This window comes from Longivirga aurantiaca (assembly GCF_042660085.1).
GTDB lineage: Bacteria > Actinomycetota > Actinomycetes > S36-B12 > CAIYMF01 > Longivirga > Longivirga aurantiaca.
This window is the reverse complement of record NZ_JBHSTI010000008.1, coordinates 1,164,983-1,184,732: the sequence shown is the minus strand read 5'-3', so window position 1 is coordinate 1,184,732 and position 19,750 is coordinate 1,164,983. Positions and strand designations below refer to the sequence as shown.

General features: G+C 72.9%; 20 protein-coding genes. 7 read left to right on the top strand and 13 right to left on the bottom strand.

The genetic code is table 11. The features are described from left to right. Positions 1-10 precede the first annotated feature (10 nt). Complete coding sequence (locus ACFQGU_RS09485; RefSeq protein ID WP_386766028.1) at positions 11-328, top strand: hypothetical protein; 318 nt, start codon at positions 11-13, stop codon at positions 326-328. 114 nt (positions 329-442) lie between these two features. Here ACFQGU_RS09485 and ACFQGU_RS09480 read toward each other — a convergent pair whose 3' ends face one another. The 10 genes from ACFQGU_RS09480 to ACFQGU_RS09435 form a co-directional block, all read right to left on the bottom strand. Next, positions 443-997, bottom strand: a complete 555-nt coding sequence (locus ACFQGU_RS09480; RefSeq protein WP_386766026.1) for a GNAT family N-acetyltransferase — start codon at positions 995-997, stop codon at positions 443-445. A 109-nt stretch (positions 998-1,106) separates the two neighbouring features. Then, positions 1,107-3,512 carry a bifunctional diguanylate cyclase/phosphodiesterase gene (locus tag ACFQGU_RS09475; RefSeq protein ID WP_386766024.1) on the bottom strand — a complete coding sequence of 802 codons (2,406 nt, stop codon included), beginning with the start codon at positions 3,510-3,512 and terminating at the stop codon, positions 1,107-1,109. Positions 3,513-3,605: 93 nt separating this feature from the next. After that, positions 3,606-4,334, bottom strand: coding sequence for a poly(ethylene terephthalate) hydrolase family protein (locus ACFQGU_RS09470; RefSeq protein WP_386766022.1), 729 nt, complete (start codon positions 4,332-4,334; stop codon positions 3,606-3,608). A 198-nt stretch (positions 4,335-4,532) separates the two neighbouring features. After that, positions 4,533-5,168 carry a class I SAM-dependent methyltransferase gene (locus ACFQGU_RS09465; protein WP_386766020.1) on the bottom strand — a complete coding sequence of 212 codons (636 nt, stop codon included), beginning with the start codon at positions 5,166-5,168 and terminating at the stop codon, positions 4,533-4,535. Positions 5,169-5,185: 17 nt separating this feature from the next. Next, on the bottom strand, positions 5,186-6,208 hold the full coding sequence (locus tag ACFQGU_RS09460; protein ID WP_386766018.1) for a 1-aminocyclopropane-1-carboxylate deaminase: 1,023 nt from the start codon (positions 6,206-6,208) through the stop codon (positions 5,186-5,188). A gap of 8 nt (positions 6,209-6,216) precedes the next feature. Beyond that, positions 6,217-6,927, bottom strand: coding sequence for a GntR family transcriptional regulator (locus tag ACFQGU_RS09455; RefSeq protein ID WP_386766016.1), 711 nt, complete (start codon positions 6,925-6,927; stop codon positions 6,217-6,219). Between the two features lie 63 nt (positions 6,928-6,990). Continuing rightward, positions 6,991-7,284, bottom strand: coding sequence for a hypothetical protein (locus tag ACFQGU_RS09450; protein ID WP_386766014.1), 294 nt, complete (start codon positions 7,282-7,284; stop codon positions 6,991-6,993). 49 nt (positions 7,285-7,333) lie between these two features. Beyond that, positions 7,334-7,930, bottom strand: a complete 597-nt coding sequence (locus ACFQGU_RS09445; protein ID WP_386766012.1) for a hypothetical protein — start codon at positions 7,928-7,930, stop codon at positions 7,334-7,336. Then, complete coding sequence (locus ACFQGU_RS09440; protein ID WP_386766010.1) at positions 7,930-11,079, bottom strand: Ig-like domain-containing protein; 3,150 nt, start codon at positions 11,077-11,079, stop codon at positions 7,930-7,932. The genes ACFQGU_RS09445 and ACFQGU_RS09440 overlap by 1 nt, the downstream gene beginning before the upstream one ends. 214 nt (positions 11,080-11,293) lie before the next feature. After that, positions 11,294-11,881, bottom strand: coding sequence for a hypothetical protein (locus ACFQGU_RS09435; RefSeq protein ID WP_386766008.1), 588 nt, complete (start codon positions 11,879-11,881; stop codon positions 11,294-11,296). Between the two features lie 287 nt (positions 11,882-12,168). Here ACFQGU_RS09435 and ACFQGU_RS09430 point away from each other — a divergent pair, with 287 nt between their 5' ends. Genes ACFQGU_RS09430 through ACFQGU_RS09420 form a run of 3 tightly spaced genes read left to right on the top strand, consistent with a single transcriptional unit; the run spans position 12,169 to position 15,099 of the window. After that, complete coding sequence (locus ACFQGU_RS09430; protein ID WP_386766006.1) at positions 12,169-13,608, top strand: ferredoxin reductase family protein; 1,440 nt, start codon at positions 12,169-12,171, stop codon at positions 13,606-13,608. A 13-nt stretch (positions 13,609-13,621) separates the two neighbouring features. Next, positions 13,622-14,302, top strand: a complete 681-nt coding sequence (locus ACFQGU_RS09425; protein ID WP_386766004.1) for an FMN-binding protein — start codon at positions 13,622-13,624, stop codon at positions 14,300-14,302. Then, positions 14,299-15,099, top strand: coding sequence for an FAD:protein FMN transferase (locus tag ACFQGU_RS09420; protein ID WP_386766002.1), 801 nt, complete (start codon positions 14,299-14,301; stop codon positions 15,097-15,099). The genes ACFQGU_RS09425 and ACFQGU_RS09420 overlap by 4 nt, the downstream gene beginning before the upstream one ends. Before the next feature lie 110 nt (positions 15,100-15,209). On the opposite strand, the gene ACFQGU_RS09415 is transcribed toward ACFQGU_RS09420, so the two are convergent. Together ACFQGU_RS09415 and ACFQGU_RS09410 are read right to left on the bottom strand one after the other, a co-directional pair. After that, positions 15,210-16,145 carry a DUF559 domain-containing protein gene (locus ACFQGU_RS09415; protein ID WP_386766000.1) on the bottom strand — a complete coding sequence of 312 codons (936 nt, stop codon included), beginning with the start codon at positions 16,143-16,145 and terminating at the stop codon, positions 15,210-15,212. A gap of 280 nt (positions 16,146-16,425) precedes the next feature. After that, positions 16,426-17,001 carry a DUF305 domain-containing protein gene (locus tag ACFQGU_RS09410; protein WP_386765998.1) on the bottom strand — a complete coding sequence of 192 codons (576 nt, stop codon included), beginning with the start codon at positions 16,999-17,001 and terminating at the stop codon, positions 16,426-16,428. A gap of 175 nt (positions 17,002-17,176) precedes the next feature. On the opposite strand from ACFQGU_RS09410, the gene ACFQGU_RS09405 reads away from it, so the two are divergent. From ACFQGU_RS09405 to ACFQGU_RS09395, 3 genes are read left to right on the top strand one after another with little or no spacing between them, the layout of a single operon-like run. Next, positions 17,177-17,656: a MarR family winged helix-turn-helix transcriptional regulator gene (locus ACFQGU_RS09405; protein ID WP_386765996.1), complete on the top strand. Its 480-nt coding sequence runs from the start codon at positions 17,177-17,179 to the stop codon at positions 17,654-17,656. Between the two features lie 13 nt (positions 17,657-17,669). Next, positions 17,670-18,062 carry an ABC transporter permease gene (locus ACFQGU_RS09400; protein ID WP_386765994.1) on the top strand — a complete coding sequence of 131 codons (393 nt, stop codon included), beginning with the start codon at positions 17,670-17,672 and terminating at the stop codon, positions 18,060-18,062. Next, the gene (locus ACFQGU_RS09395; protein ID WP_386765992.1) at positions 18,059-18,877 is read left to right on the top strand and encodes a DUF6544 family protein; all 819 of its coding nucleotides are present in this window, start codon (positions 18,059-18,061) and stop codon (positions 18,875-18,877) included. Before ACFQGU_RS09400 ends, ACFQGU_RS09395 begins: the two co-directional genes overlap by 4 nt. Here the strand turns inward: ACFQGU_RS09395 and ACFQGU_RS09390 are convergent. After that, on the bottom strand, positions 18,856-19,743 hold the full coding sequence (locus ACFQGU_RS09390) for a fructose bisphosphate aldolase (protein ID WP_386765990.1): 888 nt from the start codon (positions 19,741-19,743) through the stop codon (positions 18,856-18,858). The genes ACFQGU_RS09395 and ACFQGU_RS09390 overlap by 22 nt on opposite strands. Positions 19,744-19,750: the final 7 nt, after the last annotated feature.

The following is a 19,750-nucleotide window of genomic DNA, read 5'->3' as shown; positions in this document are numbered from 1 at the left end:
GGATTGGGACATGAGCACCGATCGTGGGGACTCCCCCGCCCGCGGCTGGGCCGCCTCCGACCTGTCGCGCATCCTCCCGAACGGCACCCTGCAGCAGCCCACCGAGGCCGTGCCGACGCAGTACGACACCACGGGCGGCGACCTCGACCGGGTCGTCGGCGGCCCCGCCGTGTTGACGCCCCTGCCTCGCCCGCGTGCGGTGCCGAAGAAGGCCGCGACGTCCGGTCTGCAGCTCGGCATCGTGGGGCGCTCGTTCGTCGGCATCGCGATGGCCGTCGCGTTCGGCTTCATGCTCTACACCGCGTGGCACAACATCGTCGGCTGGTAGCCGACACCCCTCAGCGCGGGACGACCGGCTCCCCGCAGTCGGGGCACTGGATGCGGTCGACTGCGTCGTCGTCGCCCTCGCCCTGCCGACCGCAGTGCTCGCAGACCCAGCGGGTCATGTCGCCGGGTGCGCCACGGGCCAGCCGCCCGCGTGCGCCGTCATGATGAAGTCGTCGTACAGCTCGCCGTGGAGCTCGCAGGTGTCGGCGTCGCGGCCGGTCACGCGGAAGCCGCACCTCTCGTAGCAGCGCACCGCGGCGTCGTTGATCTCGAGCACGCGCAGCTCGACCTCGGCCAGGCGGAGATCGTCGAAGGCATGCCGCAGCACGGCGCGGGTGGTGGCCGTCCCGATGCCCCGGCCGAGGAGCTCGGGGTGGAAGAGGCCGACGGCGTAGCGGGCCCGACGCTGCTCGGGCTCGAACCGGTGCAGGAACGCCACCCCCGCGGCCTCGCCCTGGACCTCGATCACCCACCAGGTGTCGGTGGCCTCGGCGAGCACGTGCTCGACCCAGGCGTCGGCCTCGGCGTCGGTCATCGGACGATCCTGCTCGACGTGGCCGAAGCCGCGCTCGATCGCCGCCCACCATCCGTGCTTCTGGCGGGTGTCGCGGTCGTCCCGGTTGGGCGGGCGCAGCGTGACGACTCCCTCGTGCAGCACGGGTGCGGTCATGCGGTCATCGTCGCACCGGCGGCCGACGCCACGGCAGCGCTGCCCTTCGGTGTGACGCGATGCATGCCAGGGCGCGCGGGTGAGCGACAGCCGCTGGGACGCCGGGGCCCTAGTCGAGATCGACCTGGTGCCGGCCGCCGGTCTTGGCCCGGTGGAGCGCGTGGTCGGCGCGGGCGAGCACCTCGTCGGCGGTCTCGTCCTGCCCAGCGAGCACGGCTCCGACGCTCACGCTGACGAGGATCGTCTCGCCGTCCACGGCCACAGGGCCCTCGACGGCGGCGCGGCACTTCTCCGCGATCACCGCGAGCTCGTCCCGGCTCCGCAGCCCCTCGAGCAGCACCACGAACTCGTCGCCGCCGATGCGCGCCACGAGGTCGCCGAGGCGCACGACAGACTTCAGCCGCTCGGCGACGGTCTGGATCGCGACATCGCCGGTGTGGTGGCCGAACTCGTCGTTGAGCGGCTTGAGGTTGTCGATGTCGCAGAAGAGCACCCCGAGCCACGCGGCGCCGCCGCGGCCGCGTCGCAGGCTGTGCTCCAGCTGGGTCATCAGCTCGCCGCGGTTGACGACGCCGGTGAGCGCGTCGTGGCTGGCTCGGTACTCGAGGTCCTGCCGCAGCTCGTGCGCCTCGGTGTGGTCGGCGAACTGGTGCACGTAGAACATCGGCTCCCCCGCCTCGTCGCGCAGCACGCTGGCCGAGTGCTCGACCCAGAGCTGCCGAGTCGCCGAGACGAGCGTGTGCTGGTGCCGGAAGGTGCTCCGGCCCTCGTCCGACAGCGCCAGCATCACCTCCTCGACGAGCCCGCGCTCCTCGGGGGCGAGGAACGCCGTCACCGTCGTACCGAGCGCCTCGTGCTCGGCGATGCCGAGCAGCGCGCAGAAGGCGTCGTTGACCTGCACGAACCGTCCGTCCGGGTTGGAGATCGCCATGCCGACAGGGGCCGCCGTCATCGCGAGGCGGAACCGCTCCTCGCTGCGGGCGAGCTCGCGCAGCGCCCGCTGCTCGGCGGTCACGTCGCGCAGCCCGACCACGGCGGACGCGGGCACGCCGTCGCCGCCGCCGGGGATGCGGTGCACGGTGACCGACATGTCGCGGTAGTCGCCGGCTGCGCCGCGGTAGCGGATGATCGCGACGTTCACATCGTCGCCGTCGTAGATCTCGTGGCGACGCCGCGTCACGATGCCGACGTCGTCCGGGTGCACGAGGTCCTCCGTGCGCATCCCGACGGCATCGACCGGGTCGATGCCCAGGACGGTGCGGAAGGTGGGCGACGCCCACGTGATCTCGCCGCTGCGGTCGGCGAGGTAGACGACGTCGGACGCGTTCTCCGCGAGCAGCTGGTAGAGACGCTGCGACTCCAGCGCCTCCTGCTGCGCGGCCACCTCGGCCGTCACATCGGCCATCTGCGCGACGTTGTGCCGGAACGTGCCCTGCGCGTCGTGCACGGAGGCGACGGTGAGATCGGCCCAGACCACCGCGCCGTCCTTGCGGACGTAGCGCTTGCGGAACGAGTACGACGGCCGCTTCCCGGTCACGAGCTCCTCGTGGACCTGACGCCCCGACTCGAGGTCGGCCGGGTGCGTGACGGTGAGGAAGGACCGGCCCACCAGCTCACCCGGCTCGTACCCGAGGAACCGCGACAGCGCCGGGTTGACCACCATGAACTCGCCGGCCTCGTTGATCAGCGCCATGCCGACGGCGGCCTGCTCCATCGCCAGCCGGAACTGCTCCTCGCTGTCCGCCAGTGCGCGCTGAGCGTGCACCTGCTCGTCGACGTCGCGGAGGTTGACGACGGTGGAGGCCAGGCTCGATCCCTCCGGGACGATCGACCGCGCGAGCACCTCCATCCAGCGACCCCGGCCGTCGGCCGCGACCACCTGCAGCAGGTGCCGCAGGGGCTCCTTCTTGTCCCAGGCGGCATAGGCCGCCGAGATCGAGTCCCAGGACTCCGGCACGAGGAACCCCGGCAGCCCAGCTCCCAGGATCTTCTCCGGCTCGTAGCCGAGGACCTCCCGCACCGACGGCGACACCCAGCCGATGTCCCAGTCGTCGTCCACGCGCAGGACGACGTCGGAGGAGTTCTCGGCGACAAGACGGAACCGGTGCTCGCTCTCCTCGAGCGCCTCCCGCAGGCGCATGTGGTCGGACACGTCCGTGGCGATCGCCACACCGCCGATGACGTCGCCCGCGTCGTTGCGCACCGGGCCGATGTTGACCACGTACCGGTGCCCGTCGCCCGCCAGGGATCCCACCTCGAGCGACGACGACTCGCCGGCGAGCGCCGCGCGGTAGAACGGCTCGTAGAACGCCCACCGGGACGGGTTGAGCGCCTCTGCCGCAGGCCGCTCCTCGAGCTCGTGCGGCTGCATCCCCGCCTCGAGCAGGGCCTCGCCGCGCACGACCACGAACACGAGGTCGGTGTCGAAGACCATGATCGACGCGTCCGGGAGGACGTCGAGCGCCGACAGCATGAGCGATCCGCGCGGGCTGTACGCGCGGTTGCGGGGCTCCACCGGATGCACGCCCCTCCCCGTCGGAATGGTGGCTTCAACCTAGGGGGCGCACGACGCCGATGCGCGCCATGGCGCCGGGTCGGTGCCGCGCGGTCAGGCCTGGAGCACCTCGACGGCGCCGTCGAGCGCGGGCAGGGGCGTCCCGGCGAGGAACGCGACGAGCAGGGCCGACACCGACGTGCGCGCGCTGTCGGGGTCCGGCCCACCGGGGCAGAGCCGGCGGGCGAGCGCCCGCGGCCGGTCGTCGAGCAGGTCGACGTGACCCATGCCGGTGACCAGGACGTGCTGGGCGAAGGGTGCGGCCGCGGCGAAGACCGCGTGGTTGACCGCCTCCGGCGCGCAGCGGCCGCCGAGCCCGGCGCCGATCACGAGCGTGCGGACGTCGAACGCGGCCGGCTCCGCGGTGGCGTCGGCCTCGGTCGGACGACGGCCGGCGCCGTCCACGGGATCGATGACGACGAGCCCGGCGGGAAGACCCTCCGCCGCGAGCAGCGCGGCTGCGCGCCACGCGGCCTGACCGCCCCGGGAGTGGCCGCCGAGGTGCACGAGCGGGGTGCCGCGCTCGGCCGCGGTCACCCGGACGAGGTCGGCGGCGGCCGAGGCCTCGGAGCTGACCGGCACCCGGCCCGCCAGCGCGCCGACGCCGCGGCGGTACAGCTGCGGCACCAGCACGGTCACCCCCGCGTCGGCGACCGGGGTGAGCACCTCGACGTACGACTCGGCAGCGGTCATGAAGCCGGGGAGGAAGACGAGCACGCGCTCGCCACCACCGTCGAGCACGAGCACGAGCCGCACCTCCTCGGCCCCCGCCTGCCCGGCCACGCGCGCCGGTGCCCCGAGCGGGGAGGGACGTCTCGGCTCGGGGCACCGGTGGTCGGATGCGTGCACGGTAGTCCTGCGCTGGGCCGAACGGGTGACGATCCCCGAACGAGCGAACCTCGGAGGATCTGCCCCCGCACCGGCGCCTCTGCGCCCGATGCGTCGTGACGTCGCGACCGGACCGAGGCGGGTTCGACGGGCTCAGCCGGCCGGGCTCCGCAGGATGACGACGGTGAACGGCTGCTCGCTCCCCCAGGGCGTGCGGTGCACCCGCCGTTCGACGAGCACCCGCTCCCAGTCCGTCGCCTCGAGCGCTGCGACGAGCCCCTCGGCGTCGTACCTCCGGACGGGCAGCCCGCTGCACTGCTCGGGCCCGTCCGGGGCGAACGTCGCGATCACGGCGCACCCGCCCGGCGCGAGGCTCGCGCGCAGCGTGGCGGCGTACACCGCCACGTCGTCGGGCTCGGTCAGGAAGTGCAGCACCGCGCGGTCGAACCACACCGCGGCCGGGTGGCGCAGCTCGAGCTCGAGCACGTCGGCCACCACCGTGCGCAGCCGGCTGTCGAGGTCGGGCACGTGCGCCCGCAGCCGCTCGCGGGTCCGGGCGAGCGCCGTGGGCGACAGGTCGACCAGCGTCAGGTCGGTGAAGCCGCGGGCGACGAGCGCATCGGGCAGGGTCGAGGACCCGCTGCCGACGTCGACCACGTGGGCGTGCCGGTCGACGCCGGTGCGCTCGACGAGGTCGACCCACACGGAGTCCTCGTCCTGCCACCACGAGACGCCGCCCGGGTCCTTGCCGGCGTGCACGTCCTCCCAGTACGACCCGTGATCGCTCATGCCCCCATCCTGCCCCGTCAGCTGAACATCGCGCTGTAGCCGTTGAGCGCCGGCTGCCCGCCGAGATGGGCGAACAGCACGTTCGACGACGGGTCGATCTCCCGGCGCCCCACGAGGTCGATCACCGCGGCCATCGACTTCCCCTCGTACACGGGGTCGGTCACCATGCCCTCGGTGCGCGCCGCGAGCTTCATCGCGTCGATCGTCCGGGTGTCAGGGATTCCGTAGATCCCGGCGTGGTAGCGGTCGTCGAGCTCGACGTCGGCGGCCGTGATCGGGGCGCGTACGCCGATGAGCTCGGCGGTGGAGGCGGCGATCCGGGTGACCTGCGCGTGCGTCTCGGCGGGCTTGGCGCTGCCGTCGATGCCGAGCACCCGGCGTACCCGGCCACCGTCCTGCTCGAGGCTGCGGAAGCCCGCGACCATCCCGGCCTGGGTCGATCCGGTCACCGAGCAGACCACGACCGTGTCGAAGAAGACGCCGAGCGCACGCTCCTGCTCGGCCAGCTCGTACGCCCAGCCCGCGAAGCCGAGACCGCCGAGGCGGTGGTCGGACGCACCGGCGGGGATCGCGTAGGGCCTGCCGCCGGACTCCTCGATCTCGGCGAGCGCGTTCTCCCACGACTCCTTGAAGCCGATGCCGAACTCGCTCTGCACGAGCCGCACGTCGGCGCCGGCGAGCCGGCTGATGAGGATGTTGCCGACCTTGTCGTAGACCGAGTCCGGCCAGTCGACCCAGCTCTCCTGCACGAGCACGCACTTCATCCCGACGTGCGCGGCGACCGCCGCGACCTGCCGGGTGTGGTTGCTCTGCACCCCGCCGATCGACACGAGCGTGTCGCAGCCCTGCGCGATCGCGTCGGCAACGAGGTACTCGAGCTTGCGCGTCTTGTTGCCGCCGAACGCGATGCCGGAGTTGACGTCCTCGCGCTTGGCCCATACCTCGGCGCCGCCCAGGTGCGCGGTGAGCCGGTCGAGGCGGTGCACCGGCGACGGGCCGAACAGCAGCGGGTGGCGCGGGAAGTCCTGCAGCGTGGTCACGGGCGCTCCTAGCGGGGGGTGGCGGCCCGGCGTGGCCGCCGGGTGGTCTCGGGGGCGGGCCGTGCGCCGGTGGTGGCGACACCGGCCGCGGGCACGTCGAGCTGCTGCTCGAGCGCGCCCCAGATCTGCGTGGTCGTGGACACCGCGAGCGCGACGTCGCCCTCGCGGAACGCGCGCAGCAGCCGCGCGTGCAGGCGCACCGACTCGTGGCCCGGCAGTCCGCCGAACCTCGCCCGCTCGAGGCGCCGGACGAGCGGCGTGAACCGCTCGATCGTGGCGGCAGCCGGTCGGTTCCGCGCGACGCGCACCGGGATGTCGTGGAACGCGTCGTCGGCCTCGAGCGCGGCGTCGACGTCGCCTGCCCGGATGGCTTCGGTGAACGCGGTGTTGACCACCGCCATGTCGGCGAGGTCCGCGGGCGTCACGAGCGGCACGGCCAGCCCGACGACCAGCTCGTGCATGGTGCGCACCACCTGCACGGCGTCGCGCACCTCGCGGTCGACCACCGGGGTCACGCGGGTGAAGCTCTGCGGCTTGGTCTCCACGAGCCCGTCGTCGACGAGCCGTGCCAGCGCCGCCCGCACCGGCGCGCGGGACACGCCGAGCCGGTCGGCGAGCTCGGCGTCCGACAGCGTGGCGCCGGGCTCGAGGTCGCCGGCGACGATCGCGGCGCGGAGGGCGTCGTACGCCTCGTCCTTGAGCAGCCGCCGGTCGGTCACAACTGAAATGTTAGTTGTACGCGGACAGCGGCGGCAACCGGCAGTGCCAGGGGACGACGGAGGTCAGGAGCGCGTCGACACGAGCGCGTCGCGCGCGCCGGCGGATTCGAGCGCACGTCGGGCGACGCTCGCCCGGTCGCGCCACGCGCCGCGCCACACCAGCGGCAGCATGACGGCCGGCAGCACGAGGTTGGCCACGGCGATGAGCAGCCAGGCGGTCTCGCTGCCCGGCGCGGAGGTCAGCGCGAGCGCGAGGCAGGCGAGCGGCAGCACGAGGAGCAGCACCGTGATGACGATGCGGCCGCGCGGGGTGAACTCGGACGCCGCGGGGCGGTGCCCGTCCTCGACCGTCTGCATGGGTAGTTCATCGGCAGCGCCGTGCCCCGCACCATGCTCCGACCGGGTGTCAGCCGATCGCGCCACCCGGCTGCGTCGGCGTGCTCGACGGCCGCGGCTGCGCGCTCGTCGGCTTCGGCTTCGGCGTCGCGGTCGGCGTGGGAGTGGGAGTCGGTGATGCGCTCGGCGTGGCGGTCTCCGAGGGCGATGCGGACGGGCTGGCGGACGGACTGCTCGAGCCGTCGAGCCGGGCCGTGGCCACGCTGCCGTCCGGGGCTGCCCACGCGACCGCGGCGGGCACTGCGCCGTACGGCAGCTTCACCGACCACAGCACCTTGGCCCGGCCGCCCGCCGGGATCGCCAGCTCGGCGGCAAGGCCGCCGGCCGCGCCGTCGTGACGGGCACCGGCGCCGTCCCGGAACGTGGTGGTGGTGGCGTCGATGGCGACGTCGTCCGGTGTGCCGTTGAGGTACCACACACCGATCTGGCAGAGCTGGCTCTCGCCGGCGCGGCTGCACACCGGCGGGTCGGCCGCGAGCGAGATGCCCACGGGCAGCTCCCCCGCACGCACCGATGCCCCCGGGTCGGCGGCCGAGACGGCGACGGTCGACCCGCACCCGGCGAGGAGCGTCACGGCCGTGACGAGAGCGAGGGCGGTGCGCCGCATCACCGCACCGTCACGGGCATGAGGATGCTGTTGGTGCCGGCGTAGACCCGGTTGCCCGAGAGGATCACCCGCAGCTGGTAGAAGCCCTTGGCGGGGAACTGGTACGTGAACGGGATCGTCGTCGAGGAGCTCGTGCCGGTGGCGAGCGTGCGCCAGACGCCTCCGTACAGGTAGCGCAGGATCAGCGGCGTGCCCACGGGCAGCCCGGCGACGGAGCAGGAGCCCCGCCCCGACTGGTTGGGTCCGAGCACGCTGTTGGCCACGCGGCAGGCCATCGGTGCGCGCACCATCTGGCTGGCCGTGGCCGACGCCGGAGGCACGTAGATCTCGCCGAGCGGGGTGCGCAGGCTGACCGTCGTGGCGGTGACACGCGTGTTGGAGGTCGCGGTGAAGGTGACCGAGAAGCGGCCCGTGCTCGAGGTGGTGAGCGTGCCGCGCACGGTCGAGCCGATCGCCGGGTCGCGCACGAGCGCGATCTTGGCCCCGGCGAGCGGCAGCCCGGTGCGCACGGCCACGACCCGGCCCGAGATGGTCACGCGGGTGCCGTTGTCGACCGTGCTCACGGTCGAGTAGGCGACCCGCGCGCTGGACGACGCGTAGAGCTTGCGCGACGTGGTCGACCCGCCGAGCCGCTCCTTGGTCGTGCGCACCTTGACGACGAACGTCGAGAGGCCGGCCGACCGGCTCGCGTTCCAGGTGAAGGTGGCGATGCACGAGTGGCTCGTGCCGGCGCAGGTGAACGTGTCGAACGGGGTCGAGGAGCCGTTGCGGAAGATGGATGCGGTCTTGGGGAGATCGCTCTGCGACAGGTCCGTCTTCAGGCCGACCTTGATCGCCACTGCCGACCCGCTCACGACGTCGCCATTGGTCGGGGAGATCCAGGTGACGACGGGCTTGGGGTTGAGCAGCCGCACGAACGTGCCGGTTGAGTTGAAGGTCTGGGCACCGGTCGTCGACGTCGTCACCCGGGCGAAGACCTGCACGCCGGTGGCGTTGCGCAGCAGCGTGGTGTCCCACGTGGCGGAGTAGGTGCAGGGCGTGACGTCGGCCGAGCAGGTCTTGGTCGCGCCGATCTGCTGGCCGCCGGCGAAGATCCTGAGCGTGGTCACATGCCCCGTGACGGCGGTGCCGATCCGGGCCGTGGCCCTGACGAGCACGCGGCCCTTCACGACGCTCGCGGTCGGCGCGGTCACCGTGATGACCGGCCCGGGGTTGTCGACGTCGACGACGACGCCGGGGCTCGTGCGGGTGCGACCGCTGTCGGCGGTGAGCTGGGCGGTGAGGGTGAACGAGCCTGACAGGAGCGAGACGTCCCACGGGATCGTGAACGTGCACGCGCCGTCGACCGGCGCGGAGTCGCACGGCTCGGCCGGGAACACCAGCGCGGGACCGGCGCCGGGCAGCGCGGTCAGCACGACGGACTGCGGGTCCTCGGTCGTGTCGGCGTCGGTCTGCGCCGTCACGGTGATCGACGTGGCGCCGCTGACGGTTCCACCGGGCTGCGGCACCACGGTGACGGTCGGCGCGTCCGCGAGCGTGAACGTGGTCGAGCGCGTGGTCTGCATGCCGTCCACGGTGAGGCGCACGAGCGCGGTGTGGGTCGTGCCACCCGTGACGGCGCTGGCGTCCCAGTCGAGGCCGACGGTGCAGCTGCCGCTCGACGGCGAGCAGGTGGCGCTGTCGACCGCCGTGAGCGCGCCGTCCACGAAGAGCTCGAACGTCTTGGCCCTGCTCCCGAGGCCGGAGTCGCCGGCGCCGGTCACCGAGAACGACACGACGTCGGTCGAGCTCGGGAGCACGTTCGTCGACCCGGTCGTGGGCGACAGGGCGGAGATGACGGGAGCCGCCGCGATCCGCACGGTGCGGACGCCGGTGTCGACCGTGACGCCGCCGGCCACGACTCGGGCCACGAGCGTGTGCGTGGAGTTGAGGGCGAGCGCCGAGGTGTTCCATGTGACCGTCTTGCTGCAGGGCACCTCGGAGCCCGTGCAGGTCGTGGTCGCCACCGGTGTGCCGCCGCCGTCGACGTAGAGCTCGAGGGTCTTGGCCACCTGGCCGAGACCGGTGTCGGTGGCAGCGGCGATCGTGACCGAGGTGGTGCCGGGCACGAGCACGGCGTTCTGCGCGGGCGAGGTGATCGACACCGTGGGCGCGCTCGCGACGGCGACGGTGACGGGCGGGCTCGTCCTCTGCAGGCCCTGGTGCGTCGTCATGCGCACCGACAGGGTCTTGGAGCCGGCGGGCACGGCGGAGACGTCCCAGGTCAGCGTCTTCGTGCAGGTGTCGGCGTTGCCCGGGCAGGGGCCCGAGGTGACGCCGGCGATCGGACTGCCGCCCAGCAGGAGCGCGAACTGCGTCGGGTAGTCGTTGCCCGCGGGGTCGGTGCTCCCGGTGACCGAGACGACGATCGTGCCGCTGAAGGTGCCGCTGGTGGGCGACTCGATCGTGACCGACGGCGGGTCGGCGACGGTGATCGCGACCGCAGCGCTCTCGCGCACCGTGCCCTGATCGGTGGTCATCTCGACCGACACCGAGCGCAGGCCGGCCGACAGCGCCGAGGTGTCCCAGCTGAAGGTCCGGTCGCAGATCTTCGCGTTCCCAGCACAGGCGCCGAGCGGCGACCCGACCGGGTTGCCTCCGACGAGGAGCTGGAACGTCGCCGGGTAGTCCGTGCCCTGCGCGTCGGTCGTGCCCGTGACGTCGATGTCGATGACGCCGGCGTACGTGCCCGGTTCGGGCGCCGTGATCACGACCGTGGGCCTGTTGCCGACGAAGAACGAGACCGAGTCGGAGGCGACGTCGGTGCCGACGTCGGTGGTGAGCCGCACCTCGGCGGTGTGGCTGCCGTCGGCCAGGGTCGCTGTGTCGAAGGTGAACGAGACGGTGCAGGTGACGTCCGGCACCGGGCAGGCCTGGGACTCCTCGAGCGAGCCGTCGACGTACAGGTCGACCGACTGCGCGAGATCGCCGGTGCTGGCATCGGCACCGATCGACGCGGTGACCCCCGTGGCGATGTACTGGCCGGAGGCGAGACCGGTGAGGACGACGGAGTCGTCGACGGCCATGGCCGGCGTCTGCGGCAGGATCGTCAGGACAACGGCTGCCGCCGCCACCGCGACCACACGGCGGCGGAACGTGCTCACGGTCATCGGTCTCTTTCCCTGGCTGCACGACCTCGGGGGACGCCCGGCGCTGCCTGTCGATGCGCGTGCCGGTCACCCGTTCGGCGGAATCTGGGACCCACCCTACGTCGCCCAGCCCACAGCCCGAACCCCCGGTTCGAGGAGCGGACACGGTGTCGCCGAGGCCACGCGGCGGATCACCCGGCGTGCGACTTCGCTTGTGCGAGTGGAGGTTGGGGGATCAGGTCCACCTGCGTGACGGCTGTGGCGTCTGGTGCGCACGTGGCTCCTGGGACTGCTGTGGGATCGCCGGGCCGGGCATCCCGGGCGGAGGCGCCTGGTGCAGGTCGCGGTCCGCACGGCGTCGGCTGAGGCGGGGCATGAGCACGTCGACGTCCCAGTCGAGGAGCTCGAACGGGAGCAGCGCCGCCTCGGGGATGCTCGCCTCCGGCAGCACCGACAGCACGACCTTGCCGGCGGGCTCGGTGGCCGCCACCAGGGCGTCGAGGTGCCCGGTGTCGTAGTGCCGCCAGGTGGGGAGGTCGACGCGTCCGGACCGCCAGGTCGCGGCCGGGGCCATGGCCGACAGCGCTACCGGGACGGGGTCGCGAGGCGTGGAGGTGAGGGCCACAAGGAGCACGAGGGCGTCGGCCAGCACGCGCTCGGGCGTCCGCGGGACCCAGTCGACCGGGCCGTACGACGGGTCGGTCACGCGCCAGAGCGTGCCGGTGTCCTCGACGAGCCACATCGACAGGAACGGGATGACTCCCCCGAACCTCTGGTGGGCAGCGCCGAAGAGCAGCTGAGCAGTACCGGTCCCCGTCGTCATCTCGATCCCCGAGCGAAACGATGCGTCGCGGGGAGACTACCGAGAGCCACATGAGCCTGTCCGGGGTTCGGGCCATCCCACCCGCCGCACCGGCAGGGCCGGACGGGTGAGCGCGGGCGTACCTCCGCGGCCCCGCGCCCCCCGAGCCTCAAGGGGCGCCACCGGGGCTCCGACAGCCGTAGAGAGGACGACTACCCGACGGCGGGCGGAGGGGACATGAGCAGGCAGCCGCGTGCGATGCGTTCGCCTGCCCGCCTGGCGTCCTGTGCCGCAGAGGTGCTCGGCCGATGACCCTCGAGCGGTCGGGGTTCAGCACAGCCGGTGCCGTCGGCTCCGTCCGACCTGTGCCGGCCCTCTCGGGGCTGCCTCCAGCGCCCGGCACCCGGGCGAGCCGCCGGACTTCGCCGGCCGACGGGACGAGCACGCGTCGCGGTCGGTCTGCACTGGCCGTAGCCATCGTCGGCCTGGTCGTCGTCATCGGCCTCGCGCTCGCGGACTCGTTGCCCACCTGGAGGTTCGACGGCGGCCCGTTCATCGCCCTCGGCGGCCTCGCCGCGCTGGCCGGCACCTACCTGTCGCTCGCCCTCATCGTGCTCGTCGCTCGGGTGCCGTGGATCGAGCGCGAGCTGGGGCACCAGCGGCTCGTGGCGCTGCACCGCGTGGTGGCGCCGTACGCCCTGATGCTCATCGGTGCGCACGTCCTGCTGACGACGATCGGCTACGCGCAGGAGGCGCGCAGCGGCCTTCTCGCCGAGCTGTGGACGATCGTGGCCCACTCGGCGTGGATGGTGCCGGCGGCCGCCGCGTTCGTGCTCATGGTGGCGCTGGGCGCGCTGTCGTACCGCCGCATCCGCAGCCGCATGAGGCACGAGACGTGGTGGGTCTCGCACCTCTACTTCTATCTCGCCGTGGCGCTGGCGTTCGGGCACCAGCTCGAGCTCGGCACCTTCTTCGCGGGGCGGCCGGCGCAGCAGACGCTGTGGATCGCCCTGTACGTCGCCGTCGCGCTGCTCGTGGTCGGCTCACGCGTGGCGCTGCCGCTCGTGCGCTCGCTGCGGCACGACCTGCGGGTGGCCGACGTCGTCCGCGAGAGCCCGGGCGCCGTCTCGGTGCATCTCACCGGACGAGACCTGCACCGGCTCGATGCTGAGGGCGGGCAGTTCTTCCAGTGGCGGTTCCTCACCCGCAGCTGGTGGTGGCAGGCGCACCCGTACTCGCTGTCGGCCTCGCCGGACGGCCGGACGCTGCGCATCACCGTGACGGCATCGGGAGACCAGTCCGCGGCGCTTGCTTCGCGGCTGCGACCCGGGACGCGCGTGTGGGCCGAGGGGCCGTACGGCGTGTTCACAGCGCGGCGGCGCCACGGCCGACGGGTCGCGGCGTTCGCTGCCGGCTCGGGAGTCACCGCCGTCCGCGCGATGCTCGAGGACCTGCCGACCGACGCCGACGTGGACGTCGTGGTGCGCGCGCGATCCGCGTCCGACATCCTGCTGCGCGCCGAGCTCGAGGCGCTTGCGGGGTCGCGCGGCTACCGGCTTCGCTACGTGATCGGCACGCGGTTCGACGTCACGCTGACGGCGTCCGACATCGTCGCCCTCGTCCCTGACCTCGGGGCGTGCGACGTGTTCGTATGCGGCCCAGCGGGTTTCGCCGCGCTCGTTCTCGAGGCCGCGTCCACCGCCGGGGTGCCTGCTGCCCGTCTCCACCACGAGTCGTTCGCGCTGTGACGGGCGGCTGGCGATGAAGCGCGCTCTCCTCGTCTCGGTCGGGACCGTCGCCGGCCTCGCCACCGTGCTGTCGTACTCCGACGGGTCCGGAGACATCCTCGACGCCGCAGCCGCGGCGCCTGTCGCCTCCCACGAAACCAGCTCCTCGGCATCCGCTCCGCCGACCCCGGAGGCGGAGCCCGTCGCCACGCCCTCGGCGTCGCGCCCTTCGGCCTCCCCCGCGGACCATCCCACGAGCAGTTCGCCCTCGCCGTCCGCCTCAGCATCGCGGTCCGCGAGCCCCGCGCCCACCACCACGAGGCCCAGCAGCCCGGCTCCGCGTGCGACTGCCGCACCGACTCGCAGCGCGACGCCGAAGCCCACGCCCAAGCCCACCCCGACACGCACGTCGTCGCCCACCCCGACCCCGACCCCGTCCGGCGGCGACGGGGAGTACGTCGGTATCGCGGCGTCGCACCGCTACGGCACCGTGCAGGTCGCGATCACGGTGACCGACGGCGTCATCACCGCCGCCCGCGCGGTGCGCTTCCCCACGGGCGAGTCGCAGCGCTACTCCGACCTGTCGATCCCCACCCTCGTGGCGGAGACGATCGGCACGACGACCGCCGAGATCGCCGCGGTGTCCGGTGCGACCCTGACGTCGTACGCCTGGATGGGGTCGCTGGAGTCGGCGATGGCCAAGGCGGGCCTGTGACCGGGCTCGGCACGGACGGCCTCGTCTCGTACGCCGGTCCCGGTGCGTGGGAGCAGAGGATCCACGTCGAGCCGGTGTGGGGCACCCACGTGGTGCTCGACCTGCGTGCGCCCGTGCTGACGACCGGGATCGACTCGATCGTCGACGACGCCGTGGCGTACCTGCACCAGGTCGACGCGTGGTTCTCGACGTACCGCGCCGACACCCCGATCACGATGTACCGCAACGGATTGCTCGAGGAGTTCAGGCTGCCGTCGATCGTGCGGACGGTGCTCGACGCATGCGCCGGCGCCCGCGCGCTGACTGACGGCGTGTTCGACCCGTGGGCCGTGCGCGGCGGCGTCGACCCGAGCGGCTACGTCAAGGGCTGGGCGGCCGGCGTGGTGGCCGACCTCCTCGTCGTATGCGGTGTGCCGAACGTGTGCGTGAACGCCTCCGGCGACATCGCCTGCCGCGGCTTCCAGTCGCCCGGCGAGCTGTGGACCGTGGGCATCACGAACCCGTACGACACGCAGTCGGTGATCCGCGCGGTGACGGTGCCCGACGGCTGGGCGGTCGCGACGAGCGGCCTCTACGAGCGTGGCTCGCACATCGCGAACACCGTGACAGGCGACTTCGGCGTCCACTACGACAGCGCGACCGTCGTCGGCCCCGACGCCGGCCTCGCCGACGCCCTCGCCACCGCGTGCCTCGTCGAGGGCCCCACCTGCAACCGCTGGTTCGTGGGCCTGCCCGAGTGGTCGGTCTACCTCGTCAAGGACGGCCGCGCCGAGTTCTTCGGCCCCGCGTTCACCTGACGCCCGTTACCCGGGTAACGAGCGTGCGCCCCACGACGGAATCCCGACTCACCTATCGAAGCCCTGCGTTACCCGGGTAACGAGCGTGCGCTCCACGACGGAATCGCCACTCAGCCAGCGCGTGCAGCCTGCGCAATGCGGCGCAGTCGCCGTACGACGCCGGCCGGGTCGGTGCGGATCTCGATCACCGGGATGTGCAGGACCAGGTAGCCCAGAGCGATGAGGGCAGCGTCCCGCGCCGCGTCCCCTGCCCGCCGGCTCGAGTCGTCGTGGTGCGGTCCGTCCACCTCGATGACCAGGGTGCGCCCGTCCGGCAGGTCGACCACGAGGTCGAGCTTCTCCACGCCATCCGGGGTCAGCGCGAGCACCTGCCGCCGAGGCTCGGGGAGCCCGGCCCGCCGCACCAGCAGGAGGACGTCGATCTCGGCGACGGACTCCGAGCCGGCACCCGCCTCGTAGAGCGCAGCGCGCAACAGCGGAGCGCGTCGCGGCCGCCAGAGCCGGTCGAGCTCGAGGCGCATCGCCTCGGGGGTCGCGACCCGCTGCTGCGCCACCGCAACGAGCAGCCCGGCGGCCGACGTGTCGGTGCGCTCGAGGCACGCAGCCTCGACCGCGGCCCTCGCTTGCGGTGCGGCGGGCGGCCAGGGGCCGTCCACGGCAGCCGGCGGTCGAGCTGACACCTGACGCACGACCACCCCGTCCAGCCGCGCAACCCGCCTGCCTCGTGGCACCGCAACGTGCACCGCCGACCTCTCCCACCCGCGGAGTCCGGCGTGCTCCAGCGCCGACCACAGGTCGAGCTCGCTGCCCGGACCGGCGTGCACAGCGCCGAGGCTGAGCCGTTGCCGACGGGACAGCGCACCGGTCTGCAGCACCACGGCGTGCGGCCCGATCGCACGCCACCGCTCCGCCTGCACCTGACGGCGCACATGCTGATGTCCGACGCCGAGCTCGCGCAGCTGATCGCGGCGTACGACGCCGAGCTGGGCGCGGGCCAGCTCCCGCAGGCCGGGGACGAGGTCGAGGGCGTGCGTGCGTCCGGTCATGCCGCGCACGCTGACGGGGCGGTACGACGTACGCGGCCGGGCTCAGCCTCCGCACGTGGACGACGCGCCGCTCACCGCCAGCTGTGGACACCTCGGACACCGGCGCCTGCCTACCCGAGTAACGAGGGTGCGCTCTACGACGGAGTCGCCACTCAGCTACGCCGTCGCCGATGTACCCGGGTAACGAGGGTGCGCTCTACGACGGAGTCGCCACTCAGCTACGCCGTCGCCGATGTACCCGGGTAACGAGGGTGCGCTCTACGACGGATTCGCCACTCAGCTACGCGCGGGCGAGCAGCGCCGTCATCTCGGTGATCTCGGCCTTCTGGCCGGCGACGACCGCCTCCGCGAGCGTGCGCACCTCGGCATCGGTGGTCGTGCCGAGCACCTGCTGCGCCATCGTGAGGGCGCCCTCGTGGTGGGCGATCATGAGCGTCAGCCACTTCTCGTCGAACGCCGCACCCTGTGCATCGGCCAGCGCGGACATGTCGTCGTCGCTCATCATCCCGGGCATCCCCGCGTGGTCGCCGCTGTGCTCGACGCCGGGCATCTGCGTGGGCGCGCCCCATGCGGCGAGCCACGCGGTCATCTGCTCGATCTCGGGGTCCTGCGCACCCTTGATCTGCTCGGCGAGGGCCTTCACCTCCGGCGAGGTCTCGCGCTCGAGGGCGAGGTCGGCCATCTCCACGGCCTGCTCGTGGTGCGGGATCATCAGCTGGGCGAAGGCGATGTCGCCCTGCTGACCCGCCACGATCGCGGCCGTGCCGCCGGCCATGTCGGACGAGTGGCTGCTGCAGCCGCTGAGCACGGCAGCGAGGGCGAGGGCCGTGGCGGCGAGAGGAAGTCGGGCGCGCATGACTCTCCTGCGAAGGTCGTCGAGTCCAGGTCCGGGCACCCGGCGGGCCGCGACGCGGCCGTGCCTGCATCCTCGCCCGTGGTCGGCGCTCCCGCGACCTGGGCGAGGCCCGACGAGACGCGGCTCACGCCGCCGCCCCCTTCCCGCCGGGCCATATGCGTAATATATTACGCACATGGCCGACATCGAGCTGGAGCAGGCGCAGGCCGAGGCGTTCGGCACCCTGTTCGTCCTGGCCCAGCACCTCACCCGCCGCGCCGACGCCGCGCTCGACGACTGGGGTCTCACCACCCGGCAGTGGCTGCTGCTCGCCGTCCTCACCTCGGCGTTCCCCGACCGCTCCCCGTCGCTCAGCGAGGCGGCCGAGCGCTACGGCAGCTCGCGGCAGAACGTGAAGCAGATCGCCCTCGGCCTCCAGGAGCGCGGCTGGGTGCGGCTCGAGACCGACCCCGCCGACGCGCGGACCACCCGGATCACCGTCACCGAGCAGGTACGCCGGTTCGACTCGCCCGAGGGCGTCGCGCGGTCGCGCGCCCTGCTCGGGACGGCGTTCGACGGCGTACCGCGGGGCGACGTCCTCGCACTGCGCGACCTCACCCGCGCCTGGCTCGCGGCTCTCGCCCCCGAGCACCCCGGCGCGACGCACGACCGATGAAAGGAAGCACGTCATGATGCGCGTCCTGGCCGGTGCAGCCCTTGCAGCGCACGGCCTCATCCACCTCATCGGGTTCGTCGTCCCGTGGCAGCTCGCCACGCTCGACGGCTTCCCCTACCGCACCGATCTCCTCGGTGCAGACCTCGGCGCCACCGGGATGCGCGTGGTCGGAGCCGTATGGCTCGCCCTCGCCGTGGGCTTCGTGGTGGCGGGTGTCGGCGTCGTACGCCGTTCCGCATGGGCCCTGCCGCTCACGGCCGCCCTCGCCGCTCTCTCGCTCGTCGCGTGCCTGCTCGCGCTGCCCGCCGCAGCCGCCGGCGCTGTGATCGACGTCGTCATCCTCCTGGGCCTCGGCGCGCTCGCGCTGTCGCACCGCTCGCACACGCTGGTCGGAGGTGCGCGATGACCATCCGGATCGACCTCCGGCAGCAGTTCGACGCCGCCGTCGCGCACGAGCTCGACACCCTCGAGCCCACCATCGGACCGCCGCTCGACGAGGAGGCGATCGCGCCCCTCCCCGACCCCGTACGCCGCTACCTCCGCGAGACAGGTGCGCTCGGACGCCCTGCGCCGCAGAGCATGCGCGTCGAGTTCGACGCCGCGATGCGGCGTGCGCCAGGCGCGAGGCCGATGCGGTCGACGTCGGTGCAGTACAACCTCTTCGACCGTCCGACGCGCCTCTTCCTCATGGACGCCAGGATGTTCGGGCTGCCGGTGCGCGCGCTGCACCTCTACCGCGAGGAGCACGCGACCTTCCGCGTGCGCGTCGCCTCGCTCGTCGACATGGTCGACCTGTCCGGCTCCGAGATCAGCCGCGCCGAGACCGTCACGGTGCTCAACGACATGTGCGTGCTGGCACCGGGCGCGCTGGTCGACCCGCGTCTCGCGTGGGACGCCGTCGACGACCGCAGCGCGCGCGTCACCTTCACCAACGGCCCGCACACCGTCGCCGCCACCCTCGTCTTCGGCGACGACGGCCTGCTCGCCGACTTCTGGTCCGACGACCGCCCCGACAGCAGCACGGGCACGTTCGTGCCGATGCGGTGGCGCACGCCGCTCGCCGGCTACCGCCCGATGGCCGACGGCGTACGCGTCGCCACCCAGGGATCAGCGCTCTACGAGCGCCCGGACGGCCCGTTCGCGTACGGCGAGTTCACGCTCCGGTCCCTCGCGTACGACGTCCACGACACCAGGACGCCTCAGGTCAACGACGCGCGGTAGATGCTCTCGACCGACTCGTGCAGCGCGGCGTCGAACTCGGCCTTGGTCTGCTCGACGCGCAGGCCTTCGGTGAGCGCCCGCGAGAAGCTCGCGATCACCCCGTGCTGCAGGTCGAGCCTCTCCACCGCCTCCGCACGGCTGTAGCCGCCCGACAGGGCCACGACGCGCAGGACGTTCGGGTGCGCCACGAGCGGCGCGTGGTAGTCGTCCACCTCGGGCAGCGTCAGCTTGAGCATCACGCGGTCGTCGTCCCCGAGCATGTCGAGGGCGTGCAGGAGGTACTCGCGCAGCAGGTCCTCCGCCGCCTCCTTCTGCAGGCTGCGGATGTCGACCTCGGGCTCGATGATCGGGACGAGCCCGGCGTCGAGGATCCGGCGGGCGAACTCGAACTGCTGACGGACGACTGCCTCGATGCCCGGGCGATCGGCGCTGACGACGACCGAGCGCATCTTGGTGCCGAACACCCCGTGTCCCAGGGCCTTGTCGAGGGCGCGGTCCAGATCGGGGATCCTGCGCATCAGACGCACCCCGTGCTCCTCAGGCTCGAGGCCGTGGTCGACCTTGAGGAAGGGCACGATCTCCTTGACGTGCCACAGGTACTCGGCGGTGCCCATGCCTTCCACGTGCCTCTCCATCGTGTCGCCGAAGAGGATCGACCCGATGATCCGCTCGCCGGTGAAGGCCGGGCTGGTGACGATGCGCGTGCGCATCCTGTGCGCGAGCGCCAGCATCTCGATGCTGGTCCTGTACGTCGTCTGGTCGAGGCCGTAGAGCGCCAGTGCTCGCGGGGTGCTCCCGCCGCTCTGGTCCAGCGCGGCGATGAAGCCGGCGCCGTCCCGCATCCTCTCGAGCTGCCTCGCGTCCATCACGCCC

Excerpts from the sequence above, each read along its gene's own strand:
- ACFQGU_RS09485 (WP_386766028.1), top strand. The coding sequence starts at position 11 with ATGAGCACCGATCGTGGGGACTCCCCCGCCCGCGGCTGGGCCGCCTCC.
- ACFQGU_RS09480 (WP_386766026.1), bottom strand. The coding sequence starts at position 997 with ATGACCGCACCCGTGCTGCACGAGGGAGTCGTCACGCTGCGCCCGCCC.
- ACFQGU_RS09465 (WP_386766020.1), bottom strand. The coding sequence starts at position 5,168 with ATGAGCGATCACGGGTCGTACTGGGAGGACGTGCACGCCGGCAAGGAC.
- ACFQGU_RS09450 (WP_386766014.1), bottom strand. The coding sequence starts at position 7,284 with ATGCAGACGGTCGAGGACGGGCACCGCCCCGCGGCGTCCGAGTTCACC.
- ACFQGU_RS09445 (WP_386766012.1), bottom strand. The coding sequence starts at position 7,930 with ATGCGGCGCACCGCCCTCGCTCTCGTCACGGCCGTGACGCTCCTCGCC.
- ACFQGU_RS09440 (WP_386766010.1), bottom strand. The coding sequence starts at position 11,079 with ATGACCGTGAGCACGTTCCGCCGCCGTGTGGTCGCGGTGGCGGCGGCA.
- ACFQGU_RS09435 (WP_386766008.1), bottom strand. The coding sequence starts at position 11,881 with ATGACGACGGGGACCGGTACTGCTCAGCTGCTCTTCGGCGCTGCCCAC.
- ACFQGU_RS09430 (WP_386766006.1), top strand. The coding sequence starts at position 12,169 with ATGACCCTCGAGCGGTCGGGGTTCAGCACAGCCGGTGCCGTCGGCTCC.
- ACFQGU_RS09425 (WP_386766004.1), top strand. The coding sequence starts at position 13,622 with ATGAAGCGCGCTCTCCTCGTCTCGGTCGGGACCGTCGCCGGCCTCGCC.
- ACFQGU_RS09415 (WP_386766000.1), bottom strand. The coding sequence starts at position 16,145 with ATGACCGGACGCACGCACGCCCTCGACCTCGTCCCCGGCCTGCGGGAG.
- ACFQGU_RS09410 (WP_386765998.1), bottom strand. The coding sequence starts at position 17,001 with ATGCGCGCCCGACTTCCTCTCGCCGCCACGGCCCTCGCCCTCGCTGCC.
- ACFQGU_RS09405 (WP_386765996.1), top strand. The coding sequence starts at position 17,177 with ATGGCCGACATCGAGCTGGAGCAGGCGCAGGCCGAGGCGTTCGGCACC.
- ACFQGU_RS09400 (WP_386765994.1), top strand. The coding sequence starts at position 17,670 with ATGATGCGCGTCCTGGCCGGTGCAGCCCTTGCAGCGCACGGCCTCATC.
- ACFQGU_RS09395 (WP_386765992.1), top strand. The coding sequence starts at position 18,059 with ATGACCATCCGGATCGACCTCCGGCAGCAGTTCGACGCCGCCGTCGCG.
- ACFQGU_RS09390 (WP_386765990.1), bottom strand. The coding sequence starts at position 19,743 with ATGGACGCGAGGCAGCTCGAGAGGATGCGGGACGGCGCCGGCTTCATC.